This window comes from Tundrisphaera macrotermitis (genome assembly GCF_051175315.1).
In the GTDB taxonomy this organism is placed as follows: Bacteria; Planctomycetota; Planctomycetia; order Isosphaerales; family Isosphaeraceae; genus Tundrisphaera.
This window is the reverse complement of record NZ_CP195100.1, coordinates 650,568-665,530: the sequence shown is the minus strand read 5'-3', so window position 1 is coordinate 665,530 and position 14,963 is coordinate 650,568. Positions and strand designations below refer to the sequence as shown.

At 71.8% G+C, this 14,963-nt stretch carries 11 protein-coding genes; 2 read left to right on the top strand and 9 right to left on the bottom strand.

All coding sequences use genetic code 11. The features are described from left to right. Positions 1 to 96: 96 nt before the first annotated feature. Positions 97 to 1,467, top strand: a complete 1,371-nt coding sequence (locus tag TA3x_RS03050) for a Gfo/Idh/MocA family protein (protein ID WP_435018628.1) — start codon at positions 97 to 99, stop codon at positions 1,465 to 1,467. A gap of 16 nt (positions 1,468 to 1,483) precedes the next feature. Here the strand turns inward: TA3x_RS03050 and TA3x_RS03045 are convergent, their stop codons facing one another. Genes TA3x_RS03045 through TA3x_RS03035 form a run of 3 tightly spaced genes read right to left on the bottom strand, consistent with a single transcriptional unit; the run spans position 1,484 to position 8,740 of the window. Continuing rightward, on the bottom strand, positions 1,484 to 3,625 hold the full coding sequence (locus TA3x_RS03045) for a glycosyltransferase (RefSeq protein WP_435018627.1): 2,142 nt from the start codon (positions 3,623 to 3,625) through the stop codon (positions 1,484 to 1,486). Next, positions 3,622 to 3,951 (bottom strand): hypothetical protein, encoded by a 330-nt coding sequence (locus TA3x_RS03040; protein ID WP_435018626.1) that lies wholly within the window; start codon positions 3,949 to 3,951, stop codon positions 3,622 to 3,624. The genes TA3x_RS03045 and TA3x_RS03040 overlap by 4 nt, the downstream gene beginning before the upstream one ends. Before the next feature lie 31 nt (positions 3,952 to 3,982). Next, complete coding sequence (locus tag TA3x_RS03035; protein WP_435018625.1) at positions 3,983 to 8,740, bottom strand: protein kinase domain-containing protein; 4,758 nt, start codon at positions 8,738 to 8,740, stop codon at positions 3,983 to 3,985. 562 nt (positions 8,741 to 9,302) lie between these two features. Here TA3x_RS03035 and TA3x_RS03030 point away from each other — a divergent pair. Beyond that, on the top strand, positions 9,303 to 9,926 hold the full coding sequence (locus TA3x_RS03030; RefSeq protein ID WP_435018624.1) for a hypothetical protein: 624 nt from the start codon (positions 9,303 to 9,305) through the stop codon (positions 9,924 to 9,926). 107 nt (positions 9,927 to 10,033) lie between these two features. Here the strand turns inward: TA3x_RS03030 and TA3x_RS03025 are convergent, their stop codons facing one another. The 6 genes from TA3x_RS03025 to TA3x_RS03000 all read right to left on the bottom strand — a co-directional run bounded on the left by TA3x_RS03025 (position 10,034) and on the right by TA3x_RS03000 (position 14,951). Continuing rightward, positions 10,034 to 10,738 carry an RNA polymerase sigma factor gene (locus TA3x_RS03025; protein ID WP_435018623.1) on the bottom strand — a complete coding sequence of 235 codons (705 nt, stop codon included), beginning with the start codon at positions 10,736 to 10,738 and terminating at the stop codon, positions 10,034 to 10,036. A 224-nt stretch (positions 10,739 to 10,962) separates the two neighbouring features. Further along, complete coding sequence (locus tag TA3x_RS03020; RefSeq protein WP_435018622.1) at positions 10,963 to 11,301, bottom strand: hypothetical protein; 339 nt, start codon at positions 11,299 to 11,301, stop codon at positions 10,963 to 10,965. A gap of 157 nt (positions 11,302 to 11,458) precedes the next feature. Further along, entirely contained in the window at positions 11,459 to 12,943 is a 1,485-nt protein-coding gene (locus TA3x_RS03015) for a B12-binding domain-containing radical SAM protein (RefSeq protein ID WP_435018621.1), read from the bottom strand. 26 nt (positions 12,944 to 12,969) lie between these two features. Beyond that, complete coding sequence (ispH, locus tag TA3x_RS03010; protein ID WP_435018620.1) at positions 12,970 to 13,836, bottom strand: 4-hydroxy-3-methylbut-2-enyl diphosphate reductase; 867 nt, start codon at positions 13,834 to 13,836, stop codon at positions 12,970 to 12,972. 67 nt (positions 13,837 to 13,903) lie between these two features. Next, on the bottom strand, positions 13,904 to 14,308 hold the full coding sequence (locus TA3x_RS03005; protein ID WP_435018619.1) for a transcriptional regulator: 405 nt from the start codon (positions 14,306 to 14,308) through the stop codon (positions 13,904 to 13,906). Then, on the bottom strand, positions 14,292 to 14,951 hold the full coding sequence (locus TA3x_RS03000; RefSeq protein WP_435018618.1) for a hypothetical protein: 660 nt from the start codon (positions 14,949 to 14,951) through the stop codon (positions 14,292 to 14,294). The genes TA3x_RS03005 and TA3x_RS03000 overlap by 17 nt, the downstream gene beginning before the upstream one ends. Positions 14,952 to 14,963: the final 12 nt, after the last annotated feature.

The window sequence follows — 14,963 nt, the reverse complement described above, 5'->3', positions numbered from 1 at the left end:
GCGCACCGCCCGGCCGATTACCCTGGGCTAGACCAGCCCCCTGGCACCCCACCCGCCCCCGAATCCCCGATCCCGCGATCCCGAGGAGCCGTCTCGATGACCGAGCCCAAGAATGGCGGCACGCGCCGCGATTTCCTGAAGACGTCCGGCCAGGTGGCGGCCGCCTCGGCCCTGGCGGGCGTGGCCATCCCGTCGGTCCACGCGGGCGAGGACAACACGATCCGCGTCGCCCTGATCGGCTGCGGGGGCCGGGGCGCGGGCGCGGCGATCAACGCCCTGACCGCCAAGGGCGGCCCGCTGAAGCTGGTGGCGATGGCCGACGTGTTCAAGGATCGCCTGGAGGCCAGCCACGCCGCCATCTCCGACGAGTGCAGCGACAAGATCGACGTCCCCGAGGACCGCCGGTTCGTCGGCTTCGACGCCTTCAAGAAGGCGATGGACTGCCTGAAGCCCGGCGACATCGCCATCATGGCCACGCCCCCGGCGTTCCGCTGGGTCCAGTTCGCCTACGCGATCGAGCGCGGGCTGAACGTGTTCATGGAGAAGCCGCTCACCGTCGACGGCCCGAGCACCCGCCGGATGCTCGCCCTGGGCGAGAAGGCCGCCGAGAAGAACCTCAAGGTCGGCGTCGGCCTGATGTGCCGCCACTGCGACGCCCGCACCGAGCTGCACAAGCGGATCCAGGACGGCGAGATCGGCGACATCGTCCTGCTCCGTGCCTATCGCCAGACCCAGCCGGTCGGCACCGCCCTGGTGGAGCCGAAGCCGGAGGGGATCAGCGAGCTGATGTACCAGATCCAGAGGTTCCACGGCTTCCTCTGGGCCAGCGGCGGCTGCTACAGCGACTTCCTGATCCACAACATCGACGAATGCTGCTGGATGAAGGACGCCTGGCCGGTGATGGCCTCGGGCACCGGGGCCCGGACCTACCGCGACAACTTCATCGATCAGAACTTCGACACCTACTCGGTCGAGTACTCGTTCGACGACGGCGCCAAGATGATGCTGGAAGGCCGGGTCATCACCGGCTGCAAGCACGAGTTCGCCAGCTACGTCCACGGCACCAAGGGCTCGGCCGTGATCTCGCAGAGCGGCCACACCCCGGCCCGCTCGCGGATCTTCAAGGGCCAGAAGATGACCAAGGACCAGGTGGTCTGGGCCTACAAGCAGCCCGAGGCCAACCCCTACCAGCTGGAGTGGGACCACCTGATCGCCGCGATCCGCGAGGACAAGCCCTACAACGAGGTCAAGCGGGGCGCCGAGGCCAGCCTGGTCACCTCGATGGGCCGGATGGCCGCCCACACCGGCAAGGTCGTCACCTTCGACGAGATGCTCAACTGCCCGCACGAGTTCGCCCCGACCGTCGACCAGCTCGTCATCGACGGCCCCGCGCCGCTCCAGGTCGATGCCAAGCTCGGCCACTACCCCTGGCCCCAGCCGGGCATCGTCGTCGACCGCGAGTTCTGAGCGACGAATCCGCAGATCAGAGAGCGACCAGGGCCTCCCGCAGGGTGGCCCTGGCCCGTCCCCACGAGTGTTCCCGCTCGATGAAGGCGCGGGCCGCCCGGCTCGCCCCGGAGATGTCGGCCCCCATCCGGTCGCACAGGAGGCGGGCCAGGGCCTCGGGGTCGATCAGCTGCGAGGTGATCGGCAGGTCGTGGGCGCAGCGGACGACCTCCGTCCCGGCGACGGGGATCGCGGCCCAGGGATGTTGCTCGTTCATCGGCGGGGCATCCGTCGTGACCAGGGGCATCCCGGCGGCCTGGCATTCCAGGAGCTGGAGGCCGAGCCCCTCGTAGTGGCTGGGCTGGACGCAGACGTCCCCCTCGGCATAGAGCCGCCGATGATCGGCGGGCGGCGGCCTCAGCTCCACGTTCGCCGGCAGCTTCGGCAGCCCCTCCTGCTGGGAATAGACGAGGAACCGGAGCCGGGGCGCGATCCGCGCCGCCTCCGCGATCAGCTCGATCCCCTTGCGCCGATAGGGCGTGGGGGTGCCGTCGAGCCGGGTCGTCGGCCCGCCTCCCCACCCGTTCGCGAAGACGTAGCGATCGCACCGCAGACGCTGGCGGAAGCGGAAGGCGTCGACATCCACCGGCCACGGGACGTAAACCGCGTCCCATCCATATCCGTATCGCGCCTTCCAGTCGAGGATCAGGTCATAGGTGTGGCGGGTGGGACAGAGCATCAGATCGACATAATTCAGCCAGTCGGCCCGGGGATGGAGCCATTCCCAGTTCGGGACGCAAGCGACGCTGACGCTCATCCCCCGGGCCAGCCGGGCGCACCTCGGCAGGTAGGGACGCTCGACGAACAGGACCCAGTCCAGCCCGCGCAACCAGCCCTGGATCGTGCGGTCCGGGGCGTCGAGCGGGGCGTAATCGACGCGGCACCCCACGTCCGGGGCGACCCTGGCATGGTGGGTCGGGTGGATGGGGACGAGCCAGCGGGCGACGCCGAGGTTCCTGGCGAGGTCGGCGTTCTGGTAGCCGAGGCCGGTCGGGGCGCTCCAGCCGATCAGGCCCACCGTCCCGGGCCGCCGCGGGGGTGGGGTCCATCGGGGGATCTCGTCCACATGATCGACGGCGTCGGCGGTGATCCTGGGGTCGGGCCCGTTGGCGTAGATCGACGAGACGAAGCCAACGTGCTGGACCGGGGAGGGGGTGTGGTAGGCGACCTCCAGCCCGCGCCGGGCCGCCCACCCGCTGACCAGGGCATCCTCGCCGCGGCGGCCGACCCGGACCTCGCGGAGGACCTGCGGGTCGGCCAGGAAGGCCTCGACGACGTCGCGGCGGAAGACCATGGCCTGGCCGCCGAAGACGCGCGAGTAGCCGGGCGAGAGCCGCCGCCAGCCCGGGCGGCGATCGCTGTGGATCCAGGGGGTGAACAGGGAGACGATTCCGGCCCCCTCGGGCCAAAGCTGCGCATCGCACCAGTCCTTCAGCCCGACGGCGGCGCGGATGTCGTCCTGGAAGATGGCGATGCGATCGGCGGCTCGATCGAGGCGGTAGAGGGTGGCCAGGGCGTTATAGAAGTTCGAGAAGTTCCCCAGGCGTCGGCCGTGGACTTCGAGGCGATGCCCCTCGACCTCGGGCGGCAGGTGCGACCCGGGCTCGGCGAAGATGTGGGCCGGGCCGAAGCCCGATGCGGCCAGGCTCCGGAGCGTCGGCCCCAGCGTCGGCACGGCCCGGGGGGCGGTGAGGACCCCGACGCCCCAGCAGGGCGCCGGCGCGGACGGGCCCGGCCCCGCATCGATCGGGGCCGCCTCGGGCGGGAAGATCCGATCATCGAGCCCCGGGTGGACGACACCGAGGTGGCCGGCGACCCGCGCCCGCAGCTCCCGGGCCCGGGAGGCGTCGCACCCCGGCACCCCGCCGGCGCGGAGGATCGCCCCAGCGGCCTCATGGACCAGCGACGCGACCACGGGGTTCAGGTCATCCCCGGCCGCCAGGCTGCGGCAGCAGGCCTCGCAGGCATCGCGGCCCACGGGGCCCGTGGCGTCCGCGGCCAGCCCCATGATCCGCGCGACCACGCCGCAATGGGCGAGGTCCGCGCCCGGGGCCGTCGCGATCCGCCGCCGGTGAATGCACCGATCGACCGACCGGGCGGGCGGGGCCGGGGGGGTCACGGGTCGCGCACCGGGCGCGATTCCTTCTTGATGACCTGGCCCGCGTAGGCGCCGGGGATCGTGGGGGGCGAGGGTTCGAAGCCGGGCGTGCTCAGGTCGGACTCGATCTCCCATCGGCCGTCGCGATAGACGTAGATGGCGAAGCCGGCCGGCGAGGCCATCATCCCCGGCTCGGCCGGGTGGCGCCCGTGGCTCGAGCCCCGTTCGGGCGAACGGCGCACGAGGAGTTTGGCCAGGGTCCGGTGGATGCGGGCGAGTTCCCGCAGGATCAGGCCCAGCAGGACCGCCGAGACGACCGCGGAGGCGCCGACAACGGCCTGGTACATCGTCATCACGATCCGGTCTCCGATTCGACGATCAGGGGGGGGTGGGGGTCTCGGGGCCGGCGCGGTCCGGGGTGGGATCCGGGAGCGGTTTCACGATGCGGAAGCCGTCGGTGCTCAGGTGATTCATCGGGGAGGTCTTCGTCAGCATGGCCGAGCGGAGGAATTTCGGGGTGTCGCGATAGTTGCCCCCCCGGATCGCGATCTTGACCTGATCGACGTCCCGGTCGGCGATGCCGGCGTCGCACCACTCGTTGACGTTGCCGTAGATGTCGAACAGGCCGAACGGATTCGGCCGGAGCCGGCCCACGGGCCAGGTGTGCTCGTCGGAGTTCCGCGAGGTCCAGGCAAACAGGTCGAGGTCCGCCTCGGATTCGCCGAAGGACCAGCGGGTCGCCGACCCGGCCCGGGCCACATATTCCCACTCCACCTCGGTGGGGAGGCGATAGCCGCCCTTGCGGAGATAGCCCTCGGGGAGCTTCATGCCCGGCCCGATCTCGGAAATCGGGGGATAGCAGAGGTCGGCCTCCGGGTTTCCCTCCTCCTGCTCGCCGGCCCACCGGCAATACCGCGCGGCGTCGTACCACCGGGTGAAATTCACCGGGCAGTCGGCCTCCGGGGTGACCTTCTTCTCGACCGTCGATTCGGCCGAGAAGGCGCGGTACTCCTCGAGCGTCACCTCGTGGGCGCTGATGGCGAAGCGGTGGTCGATCGTCGCCTGGCGCAGCTGCTCTTTCTTGTCCCTCCCGACCTCGTGGTCGGGCGACCCGATCGAGAAGGCCCCGGGCGGGTCGATGATGAGCATCGTGTGGAGCCGCTTCGTGATGAACCAACGCCTCGGCCCGGGCGGTTGCCCGGCCAGCCGCTCCCGGGCCTCCCGGACCGACTGGCCGTGCCCCCAGCGGACGAGCAACCACTCGGCGGCCCCGTGCACGCCGCCGTCGGGGTCCGTTTCGAAGATCGAGCGGAGCGTCCCGACGAGCCGGTCCCGCTCGGCCGGATCCAGCCCGGGCCGATAGGCATCCAGCGTCAGGAGGATCGACTGCCGCACCGATGGGTCCTCCTCCGTCGCGAAGCGGCCCATCAGGGCCTCCCGGCCCAGGAGGGAGGGGCCGATGCGGCCGATCAGGCGGGTGCGGAGGCCGGGGTCCTCGGCTTGCCGGAGCAGGGGCCAGATCCCCTCCCCCCGCCCCAGCACCGACTGGGCCATCGCCGCGTTCGCCTTCCGGGCGATGAGCCGGTCGCGTTCGGGCCCGGGGGCGAGCGGGATGGCCTGGCCCAGGACGCCTTCGAGGCGGGCGAGCAGGCCGGGCCCGGATCGGGAGGCGAGCGGCAAAAGGATCGGGAACTGCGCCCGGCCGGCCCCCATGAGCAGGTCGGCGAGCGTGGCGGGGTCGAGGTAGGAGGGGTCGGCCGCCGCGAAGTCGGCGAGGATGCTGGCGACCAGCGGCCTCCGCGACTCGTCGATGTCCGGGTCGTCGAAGGCGGCGATCAGGGCCGGGCGCAGCCGCTCGCGGGCCGGGCGGAGGTCCTCGACCCAGGAGATCACCGACAGGGGATCCTGGGCGATCAGGTCCCGGACCGTGGCCTTCGCGGCCAGGTCCCACTGCGACCCGCCGGGGTCGTAGACAGCCAGAGCGGAGGCCGCCGCGAGCGCCTTCTGCCCCCCCGGCCGGCCGTCCGAGAAGGCCCGCCAGAGGAGCGGGGCCAGCCGATCCCGCCACCGCCAGAGTTCATCCCGGATCACCCGGCGCTCCGCCTCGCGGGCTTCCAGGAGCCGGCCCGCGAGCAAATCGATGCCGACCGGCCGCCGCCGGGCCAGGGCGAGGAGGCCGCGGGCCCTCTCCTCGGGCGTCACGTCCGCCCGCTCCAGACGCTCCTCGACCCAGGCCCGCCATCCCTCCGGGAGTTCTTCCATCTCGTCGAGATGGCGGGGGAGGAAGCGCACGTCGATGTTCCAGAGCTGGCGGACCTGCTCCAGCGCCCGGTCCCTGGCCGCCGCCCGGGAATTCCGGTGCGCGATGAAGAGCCAGCCGGCCAGGGCGACCAGGGCCGCGGAGGCCAGGGCCAGGGCCCTCCGGGCGTGGAAGCGTGATGCCGCCTGCATCAGCTTGCGCTCGGGGGGCGACCAGGCCGCGTGCGAGGTCAGGGCCGAGATGGCGAGCCATTCCCACCAGCTCGGCAGCTGCTTGCGTTCGGGCTTGTTGGCCCAGAGCTGGGCCCGCTCGGCGAGCCGGATCTCCGCCCGGCCGGCCCGGGTCTCGCGCTGCTTGTGCGTGAGCCACTGCCGCAGGGGAGGCACGAGGTAATCGTGGGTGAGCTGGTAGCTCCCCTCGGCGCCCGGGCCCGACACGCCCGACGCCACGAGGTCCACGCCCAGGGAGTCCACCGGGGTGACCATGCGGAGTTCGTGGTCGAGGATGCCCATCAGGGCGTCGAACTCCTCGGGGCGTCCTTCCAGGCCGGCCGCCTCCTGGAGGGCCCGCCGGGTCTGCCGGGCCCCCTTGAGGTTGGACGGGGGCGCGGGGAGCAGGGCCTTGAGGACGGCCATCGCGGCCCGGAGGTGGGGGCGGTGCGCCAGCCGGGCCGACCGCTCGCCGAAGGTCTCTTCGAGGTAGGTGACGCCGATCCCCTCGATGCCCCCCAGCGTGCGGAGGGTCTTCGGGGCCCAGGGCCGGTATCGGACCATCTCGGCCAGCAGGATCAGCCGGATCGGGATGACCCGCTCCTCCGCGTCGGCCAGCTCCGCGATCGCCTCGTCGAGGAACCGGGTCGCCTCCGGCCCCGGGTCGGCCGGGAGGTCGGGCAGCCGGCCGTAGGCCCGGCCGAGGTTGGCGAGGACCCGGGAGGCATGGGTCTTGTCGAACAGCTCGACGGCCGCCGAGTTCGCCCCCTCGACCAGGGGGACTTCCAGGTCGTGGAGGAACCGAGTCACGGCCATCCAGAAGTCGTCGCGGACCAGGAGCAGGGCCTGCAGGCCGAGCCCGTCGCACTGGCGGAGGGCGCGCAGGAGCTCGGGATCGGGATCGCCCGGGGCGTGGTGGAGCCACTGTTCGAACTGGTCGATGACGAGGAGGATCTTGCGTCCGGGCGCCACCGCCAGCCGCTCGCGGAGGGCGGCGGCCGCGCCGGCGAGGCCGAGGCCCGCGGGGAGGTCCGGCTCCTCGCGGCGGAGCAGGGCGAGCAGCCGGGCCTCGGTCCGGCTGGGCGAGGCCTCCAGGTAGATCGTCCGGATCTCCGGGCCGAGCTGGGGGAGGAGCCCGGCCTTGATGAACGACGATTTGCCGCAGCCGGTCGGCCCGTAGAGGAGGCCGACGTTGAAGGCGGCGGCCCCGTCGCGATCCTCGATCCGGCTCTTCCAGAACCGGATCGACTCGGGCAGCCCGTGCCGATCCCGGGGCCCGGGCAGGAGGTCCAGGAAGAACTCAGCGTCCTCCCGATCGAAGGACCGCAGCCCCTTGGGCACGACCTGCGTCGCGGGCTCGCCCGGGGCAGGGGAGGCGGGGGCCGCGGGCGCCGCCGGGCCGGCCGCCGCCAGGCGGGGGCGGATGCTGACCAGCCAGGCGTGCAGGTCGTCGGCCAGGTCGACGGCCGAGGAGTAGCGGTCATTCATCCGCTTGGACAGGCATTTCAGGCAGATCCGCTCCAGTTCCTTGGGGATCGCGTCGTCGATCTGGCGGGGCGGCCTGGGATCGCGATGGAGGATCTCGTCGAACAGCGACGCGGAATCGAGCCCGGAGAACGGGAGGCGGCGGACCAGGGCCTGGTACAGGATGACCCCCAGGGCCCAGACGTCGGTGCGGCCGTCGAGCCGATGCGTCTCGCCCCGCACCTGCTCCGGGGCCATGTGGGTCGGGGTGCCGGCGACCTCCCCGGCCAGGCTGTACTGGCCGGACTCGGTGATCGCCAGGCCGAAGTCGGCGACCCGGGGCTCGCCATCGCCGCCGATCATGATGTTGGACGGCTTGAGGTCGCGGTGGACCATGCCGGCCTTGTGCGCCAGGTGGACGGCCTCGGCGATCCGGGCGACCAGCCCGGCCAGGCGGACCGGGTCGACCCGGCCTTCCTTCAGCAGGGCGGCGAGGGTCACCCCCTCGACGTATTCGAGGACGATGAACGCCGTGCCGTCGCCGTCCCGGCCCACGTCGTAGACGCCGACGATGGCCGGATGCCTCAGGCTGGCCGCCAGGCGGGCCTCCGCCAGCAGCGCCTCGAGTTGGCCCGGCCTGGCCAGCGCCTGGGCCGTCGGCACCTTGATGGCGACCTCCCGGCCCAGTTCCCCGTCGCGGGCCAGGTAGACCCTGCCGAAGCTCCCCTTGCCCAGGACCCTCAGCACCTCATACCGCCCCAGTCGGCGGATGGTCGCGTCGGCCCCCGCTCCGGGCTCGCCCCCCTTCAGCGTCGGCTCCTGGGTGCCGGACCGGGTCGAGGTCAGTTCCGTGCGATCCATCGACGCGGCCACGCCCTCCTCGCCGCCCGGCGCGGGGGGATCGGGCGGGCGGTCGATCGAGGCGAAGGCCGCCTCGATGGCCCCGGCGTCGTCGGGGAATCGCCCGGCATATTCGGCGAGCGTAGGGCGGTCGCCGGCCGCCGCTCTCAGCCGCGCCTCCAGGGCGATCAGGGCCGTCAGGACCACCGGCCGCTCCCCCGGGGAGAGGCCCGTCAGCCGGGGCTCGATCGCGGGATGCCCGCCGATCTTCCATTCCCACTCGAACCGCTGGCAGGTGAAGACGACGAGGCGCCGGATCTCGAGCGGCAATGTCTCGGGGATGGATCCGGACCGGAAGTCCATGGGAACGTCCACTCGTCCTGTCAGTTCGGCCGCCCACGCCCCGCAGCGTCTCCGGTCCTCGATCCGGGGTCCCGGGATCGGGCGTCGGCGAGATCCGCAAGGGCGGGGAATTCCGGCGGACGATCGCGGCCGGCCCGCGACGGGAGGGGCAATCCAACCCCCGATTTTTTCATATTTTCAACACGTCCAAGTCTAGTCGGAGATGCGGGGGGAAGGAAGCACAAATGTCGGCCATGCGTCACCGGCGATCGGCCGCCGGGGGCCGGCGTTGGGCCGGGCCTCCGGGCCTGACGGCCCTTCTCCAATGAGGCGAAAAGGGGTGGTCAGGTCTTCGGGATGATCGGGCGAAGGCGGGAAAGATGGGAGATCCTGCCCTCGCGGGGGACCTGGCGGATTGTTCCTCCCGATCGAGGCCGGGATGGTCGGAGTAATACGACCTTGATAGGGCGAGGGGGAAGCGGCAACGTCCCGGCGATCGCACTAGCCTTCCCGGATGTTTTCGGGGACGATCGCAACCCGGTGGGCAAAATGGACGTTGCCTCGACCTCAGATGGAGCCGATCATGAACCGCAAATCTCGCGCATTCCGCCCCGAATCGACCGACCTGGAATCCAGGAATCTCCTCAGCGTCGCGGGCGCCCCGGCCCCCGAGACGGCCCAGCTCACCATGCTGCCCGAACCCGGGACGCCGGCCCCCGACCCGGGCGAGGTCCACATCCTGTCGGACCGCAGCGGGACGACGCCCGCCCTGGCGATCGCCAACACGGTCAAGGGCAAGTACGCCGCCCCCGAGGATAACCGCGCCGCCGACGCCCCCCTGCAGGTCCGCGTGAACGGGACCGGCCGGGTCAACGGGCTGGGCAAGGTCAGGATGAGCGGATCGCTGGAGTTGGGCGGATTCCGGATGGCCGGGTCGGACGATGTCAGCGGCACGCTGACGCTGACCAACGCCCGGGGCCAGGTCAAGATCCAGCTGACCGGGACCGGCGGCTTCGACGAGGTCCCCAACGGCCGGTTCGTCACCACGGTCAAGTCGGTCAAGGGGACCGGGGCCTTCCGGGGCTTCCAGCGCGGCGGGACCGTCACGTTCGAGTTCGGCGAGAATCAGATCCGCACCATCAAGGCGCCGAGCCCCATCGGCGGCGCGGTGACGGCGACCCTGAGCCTCAAGCCGCTCGTCAAGTAACCCGGGCCCCGGCCGCGATCGAGGCCCGCCACGACCCGGCCCCTCGAGGCACGACCGGCGGGCCGGGCGTGAGGCCGATGCGGGCCGGCATCCCCCGCGACGCCCGGCTATTCTTGCGCCCGGATCTCGCGGTCCAATGAGGCACGCAACGCCTCGCGGGCCCGGTTGAGGCGGGACCGGACGGTGCCGATGGGGACCTGGAGCCGGTCGGCGATGGTCTCGTAGTCGAGCCCTTCCCACATGTGCAGGACGATCACGTCGCGATGCTTGTCCGCCAGGCGGGCGAGGGCGTCGCGCAGCTTCTCCCGCGCCTCCTCCGCCAGGACCCGGCGGAGCGGGTCGTCGCGATCGCTCGACTCCGGGCGGACCCGGCTGGCCTTCGCCTCGTGATCGCGGCGGCGGCGGAGCGTCCGCCTCAGGTGTAAGCTGCGATGGACGACCGACCGGACCAGCCAGGCCCGGGGGTTGGGCGGCTGGTCGTCCCTTTGCCAGAGGCCGAGCAGGGCCTCCTGGACCGCCTCCCAGGCCAGGTCGTCGCAGTCGAGGATGCGCCGGGCCACCCGCACGAGCTGGCCGACGACCGGCCGCACCGTCCCGGCGAACCGGTCGAACTCGGGGTCGTGCCCCTCCCGCCTCGCCCCGGGGCCCACATTCCACCCTCCCGCGGCCCGGCCGCCGTCGCCGCCCGCGCGGCCCCCGAGCGGGAAGGACACCCCCACCCCGCAGGCCGGGCACCGCTCGCGGTCGCGGGCCTCATCGGGGAACATCTCGAAACCCAGGCCGTGCTGCGGGATCTCGGTGCGCAGTTGCATGCAATACCACCTCGCCGCCCCCGGCGCGTGCCGGGGAACGTGGGCGCCGTCCTCACGCCGTCGCGAGTCCGCGAGGGCGGCGCAGCCGGAGACGCGATCGTCTCATCAGGGATGGGTGGGACCGGACCCAGGCCGGTGCGACGCCGAGGGCGTCGCCCGATCGGCGGGGAGATGCCGCCGCCATCCGCCCGGGAAAGGGGCGAGGCCGGGTCCGGGACGAGGGATCAGATCGCGTCGAAGCTCGGCGGTGCGCGCGGGCGGGACGGGCAGGGGGGCGGAGCGGCATCCGGCGTCCGGTCGGGCCGGAAGCCCGCCGTCTCCACCCGGTGGATCAAGGCCGGCGGGCGTTCGGCCGGGAGCAGGCCGACGTGGCACAGGTAGTCGCAGATCGGGCAGTGCGGATCCGTGGCCCGATCCATACCGGGGGCGTGCTCGCCCGGATCGCGCGAGGCCCCCGCCGCGACCGAAGGTCCGGCATGGTGCCCCGGCCCGCAAAACGACAGGGTCGCTTGCAGGGCCAGCAGGAGGGCGACCAGGGTTCGGCGGGCCGGGTGCGGCAGCATCTTCGTCGGGAACCGTCCTCGATGGGCCTGGCGACAGGGCCGCCGCAAGTTGCGACGCACTCCCGCCCGCGCCGGGCACTCCACCCAGGAAGTGCCGCTCGCGGGCCGCCGGTTCCATGATAATCGGAACGACCCAAAAAACTCGACGTCAACGGCGTCAGACGCCGGCCGAGACCACGGCGCCGCAGCGGCGCCGCACTCCGGCGTCGCCCCGTTCCAGCTCGCGCCGGAACCGCAGGTGCCTCCGCCGGGTGAACTCCACCAGAGGACGCCAGGCCCGGGCGGTCAGGCGATGGCGGATCAGGAATTCCCAGAGCCGGTTCGACCTTTTGTAGAGGTAGGACATCGCCAGGTAGGCGGGGACGGCCCGCCAATCCCGGGGCCTCCGCCGCCAGATCGACGCGTGCGAGAACAGCCGCCGGTAGCACCAGGCGTAGCCCTCGGCGAGTTGCTCGGCGGTCAGGTGGTTCGGCCGGAAGACGACGTGCCCCGTGTCGTACTTGCCCCAATCGCGGTGCAGGATCCGGCCCTCGGCCTCCATCCGGGCGAAGAGCGGCGTGCCCGGGTAGGGGGTCAGGATGTGGAACGTGGCGCATTCCAGGCGGTTCTCCTCGACCCATCGGACCGTCCGCTCGAAGATGTCCGCCCGGTCGTGGTCGAAGCCCAGGACGAAGCTCCCGTTGACCTGGATGCCGTTGCGATGGAACAGCTCCACCCTGCGGGCATAGTCGGCCGACCTCGGGCCCTTCTTCCCGGCGGCATCGAGATTGTCGTCCTGCAGCGACTCGAAACCGATGAAGACGCCGGTGCAGCCGGCCAGCGCCATCTCGCGCACCAGCGACGGGTCGTCGGCCACGTCGATGCTGACGGCGGCGCTCCAGATCTTCTCCAGGGGCCGCAACGCGAGGCAGAGTTGCCTCAGGTATTCGGGCCGGGAGCCCAGGTTGTTGTCCACGAACACGCCATAGGGCCGGCCGTCGCGGCGGAATTCCTCGACGATCTGGCCGGGGTCGCGCATCAGGTAGGGCATGTGCAGCCCCCTGGTCGACAGGTAGCAGAAGTCGCACCGGTTGTGGCAGCCCCGGGTGGCGATCAGGCTGGTGGTCGTGAGGAACGCGTCCCGATCCAGCAGGTCCCGGCGCGGGGCGGGGTCGTCGCGGTAGGGCCTGCGGAAGTCCGAGCGGTAGACCGCCTCCAGCCGGCCCGCCTCCACGTCCCGGAGGATCCGACCCCAGAGTTGGACGCCGTCGCCGATCGCCAGGGCATCGGCGTGCCCGGCGACCTCGTCGGGGCAGGAGGTCACGTGCAGCCCGCCCAGCACCACGACGGCGCCGCGATCGCGATACCACCTCGCCAGCTCATACGCCCTCTCGGCGAAGGTCAGGTGGACCGTGATGCCGACGACCTGGGGCATCGGGTCGGCCGGGGGCGGTCCCTGGAGGAGGTTCTCGTCCCAGTAGCTCACCTCCCAATCCTCGGGCGTGCTGGCGGCGATGCTGGTCAGGGCCAGCGACGGCGTCAGCACGTGCTTGCCGAAGCTGGAATGCGGGTCCTTGGCATAGAACGGGTTGATCAGCAACGCCCAGCGCCTCCGCACCGGCCCGATCCCCCGCGAAGGGTCGAGCGGCGGTGCGACACGCATCGCCCGCGGCATCCGTGTGGCCTTCTTCACGATCGCGCCTCCTCATGCGAGTTCATCCCGATCCGCTCCAGGGCCCGTTGGACCTCATCGATCGTCTCGTCCAGCGTCGAGGTGCCCGCGGTCAGGCCGACCTCGGCGAACCCCTCGAACCACGCCGGGTCCAGGTCGGCCGCGGACTCGACGTGGTGCGCGGGGACCCGATGCTGCCGGCAAAGCTCGACCAGCCGCCTCGTGTTGTTGGAGTTGCGGCCGCCCACCACGACCACGGCATCCACCCGCCCCAGCAGGTCGAACATCGCCCGCTGCCGGAGCCGGGTCGGCAGGCAAACCGTGTCGACCATGCGGATGTCGGCCTCCGGATTCAGGAGGCGGATCCGCGCGTGGACGTGGTCCACCACGTCGGGCGGCATGGTCGTCTGGCAGACGATCCCCAACCTCCCGGACGCGTAGGCCCGGACCTCGGCCACGCCGCCGATCACGTCGCACCGCTCCAGGTCCTCCGCGATGCCCCGCACCTCGACATGGCCGGGCTTGCCGATCAGCAGGACGTGCCGGCCCTCGGCCGCCAATTCCTGAGCAGCCTCGTGGACGCGGCGAACCAGCGGGCAGGTTGCGTCGATCAGCGTCTTTCCGGCGGACTCCAGTCGCTTTCGCTCCGCTTCGCTCACGCCATGCGCCGTGATCAGGACGAGCGGGGTCTCTGCGGGCGGATCCCGATCCCCTTCGGGCGCCTGGCGGAAGCCCGCGTCGGCAAGCCTCCGGGTCACCTCTGGGTTGTGGACCAGCTCGCCGTGGATCGTGACCCGCGACGGGTCGCGGACCGCGCCGGCGATCTTCAGGGCATCCCTCACCCCGAAGCACATCCCCATCTCCTCGGCACGGATGATCTTCACGATCGGCTCGCTCCACGAAGGCAAATGCTTTGCATTGCAAAGCGAACAGGCAAAAAAAGGTCCCGGCTCACGCGGTGGACAGGCCGCCCGGGAGCCGCGCCCGCCCGGCCTCGGGCCGGACCTCGGCCTGGGCGTCGGCGATGACCTTCTCCAGGACGCCGATGTAGTCGGCGAATCGCCGCCGCCCCTCGGCGGTGAGGCGATACTTGGTCTGCGGGCGGGGTCCCGAGTCCCCCTTCTCGACCTCGACCATCCCCGCCTCGCCGAGCACGGCCATGTGCCGGCTCAGGTTGCCGTCGGTCAGGGAGCAGAGCTGCTTCAGGTCGTTGAACAGGAGCCCGTCGGCGTGGGCGGCCAGCGAGGCCAGGATGCCCAGCCGGGCCCGCTCGTGCATGACGCGGTCCAGCCCCTCGTAGGAGAACCGGCCCTCGGCCCCCGTCGGTTGCCCCGTCGGCTTATCCTTGCGTGGCATCGGCCCGCTCCAGGTTCCAGTACAGGATCGCCGCCCCCAGCAGTTGGCCGACGCCGAAGGTGAGGGCCATCTGCCAGGGGGCGAGCCAGTTCGGGCCCGGCCCCGCCATCAGGCAGGCGCATCCGCTCAGGACGTAATGGACGCCGACCCACACGACCGACCGGGGCAGGAGCCGCCGCGACGCGAAGATGCCGAGGCTGAAGACCAGCGCCCACAGCCCGGGCAGCATCCACGCGACATGAGGCGCGCCCCGGGCGATGCAGAGCGTGAGCAGACCCCCGACGAAGACGCATGGCAAGAACTGCTCGGCCGCCACCAGCGACGACCGCCGCGCCAGCCCCGCGCCGTCGCGCCGGGCCTTCCGCGCCATCTCGAAGCCCGCCGCCGCCAACCCGACGGCGGCCACGCCGACCCACAGCCCGAGATATCGTTCCAGCTCCACTTCCGGAGACGGCACCCAGTGCGGCTGGGACGCCGCGGCCAGCAGCGCAAGCACGCCCGACCCGGCGACCGTCAGCGACCGGAAGCCGCGATAGACCTCGGCCCGGGCCATCTGGCTGCGGATGTCGGAGATCTGCCGAAGCGCCTCGTGGAGTTCCATCGCGTTCGCCCTGAGGTGCCGGGGGCCCATCGCTCTTTGCATTGCAAAGTAATC

Excerpts from the sequence above, each read along its gene's own strand:
- TA3x_RS03050 (WP_435018628.1), top strand. The coding sequence starts at position 97 with ATGACCGAGCCCAAGAATGGCGGCACGCGCCGCGATTTCCTGAAGACG.
- TA3x_RS03040 (WP_435018626.1), bottom strand. The coding sequence starts at position 3,951 with ATGTACCAGGCCGTTGTCGGCGCCTCCGCGGTCGTCTCGGCGGTCCTG.
- TA3x_RS03035 (WP_435018625.1), bottom strand. The coding sequence starts at position 8,740 with ATGGACTTCCGGTCCGGATCCATCCCCGAGACATTGCCGCTCGAGATC.
- TA3x_RS03030 (WP_435018624.1), top strand. The coding sequence starts at position 9,303 with ATGAACCGCAAATCTCGCGCATTCCGCCCCGAATCGACCGACCTGGAA.
- TA3x_RS03025 (WP_435018623.1), bottom strand. The coding sequence starts at position 10,738 with ATGCAACTGCGCACCGAGATCCCGCAGCACGGCCTGGGTTTCGAGATG.
- TA3x_RS03020 (WP_435018622.1), bottom strand. The coding sequence starts at position 11,301 with ATGCTGCCGCACCCGGCCCGCCGAACCCTGGTCGCCCTCCTGCTGGCC.
- TA3x_RS03015 (WP_435018621.1), bottom strand. The coding sequence starts at position 12,943 with ATGCGTGTCGCACCGCCGCTCGACCCTTCGCGGGGGATCGGGCCGGTG.
- TA3x_RS03005 (WP_435018619.1), bottom strand. The coding sequence starts at position 14,308 with ATGCCACGCAAGGATAAGCCGACGGGGCAACCGACGGGGGCCGAGGGC.
- TA3x_RS03000 (WP_435018618.1), bottom strand. The coding sequence starts at position 14,951 with ATGCAAAGAGCGATGGGCCCCCGGCACCTCAGGGCGAACGCGATGGAA.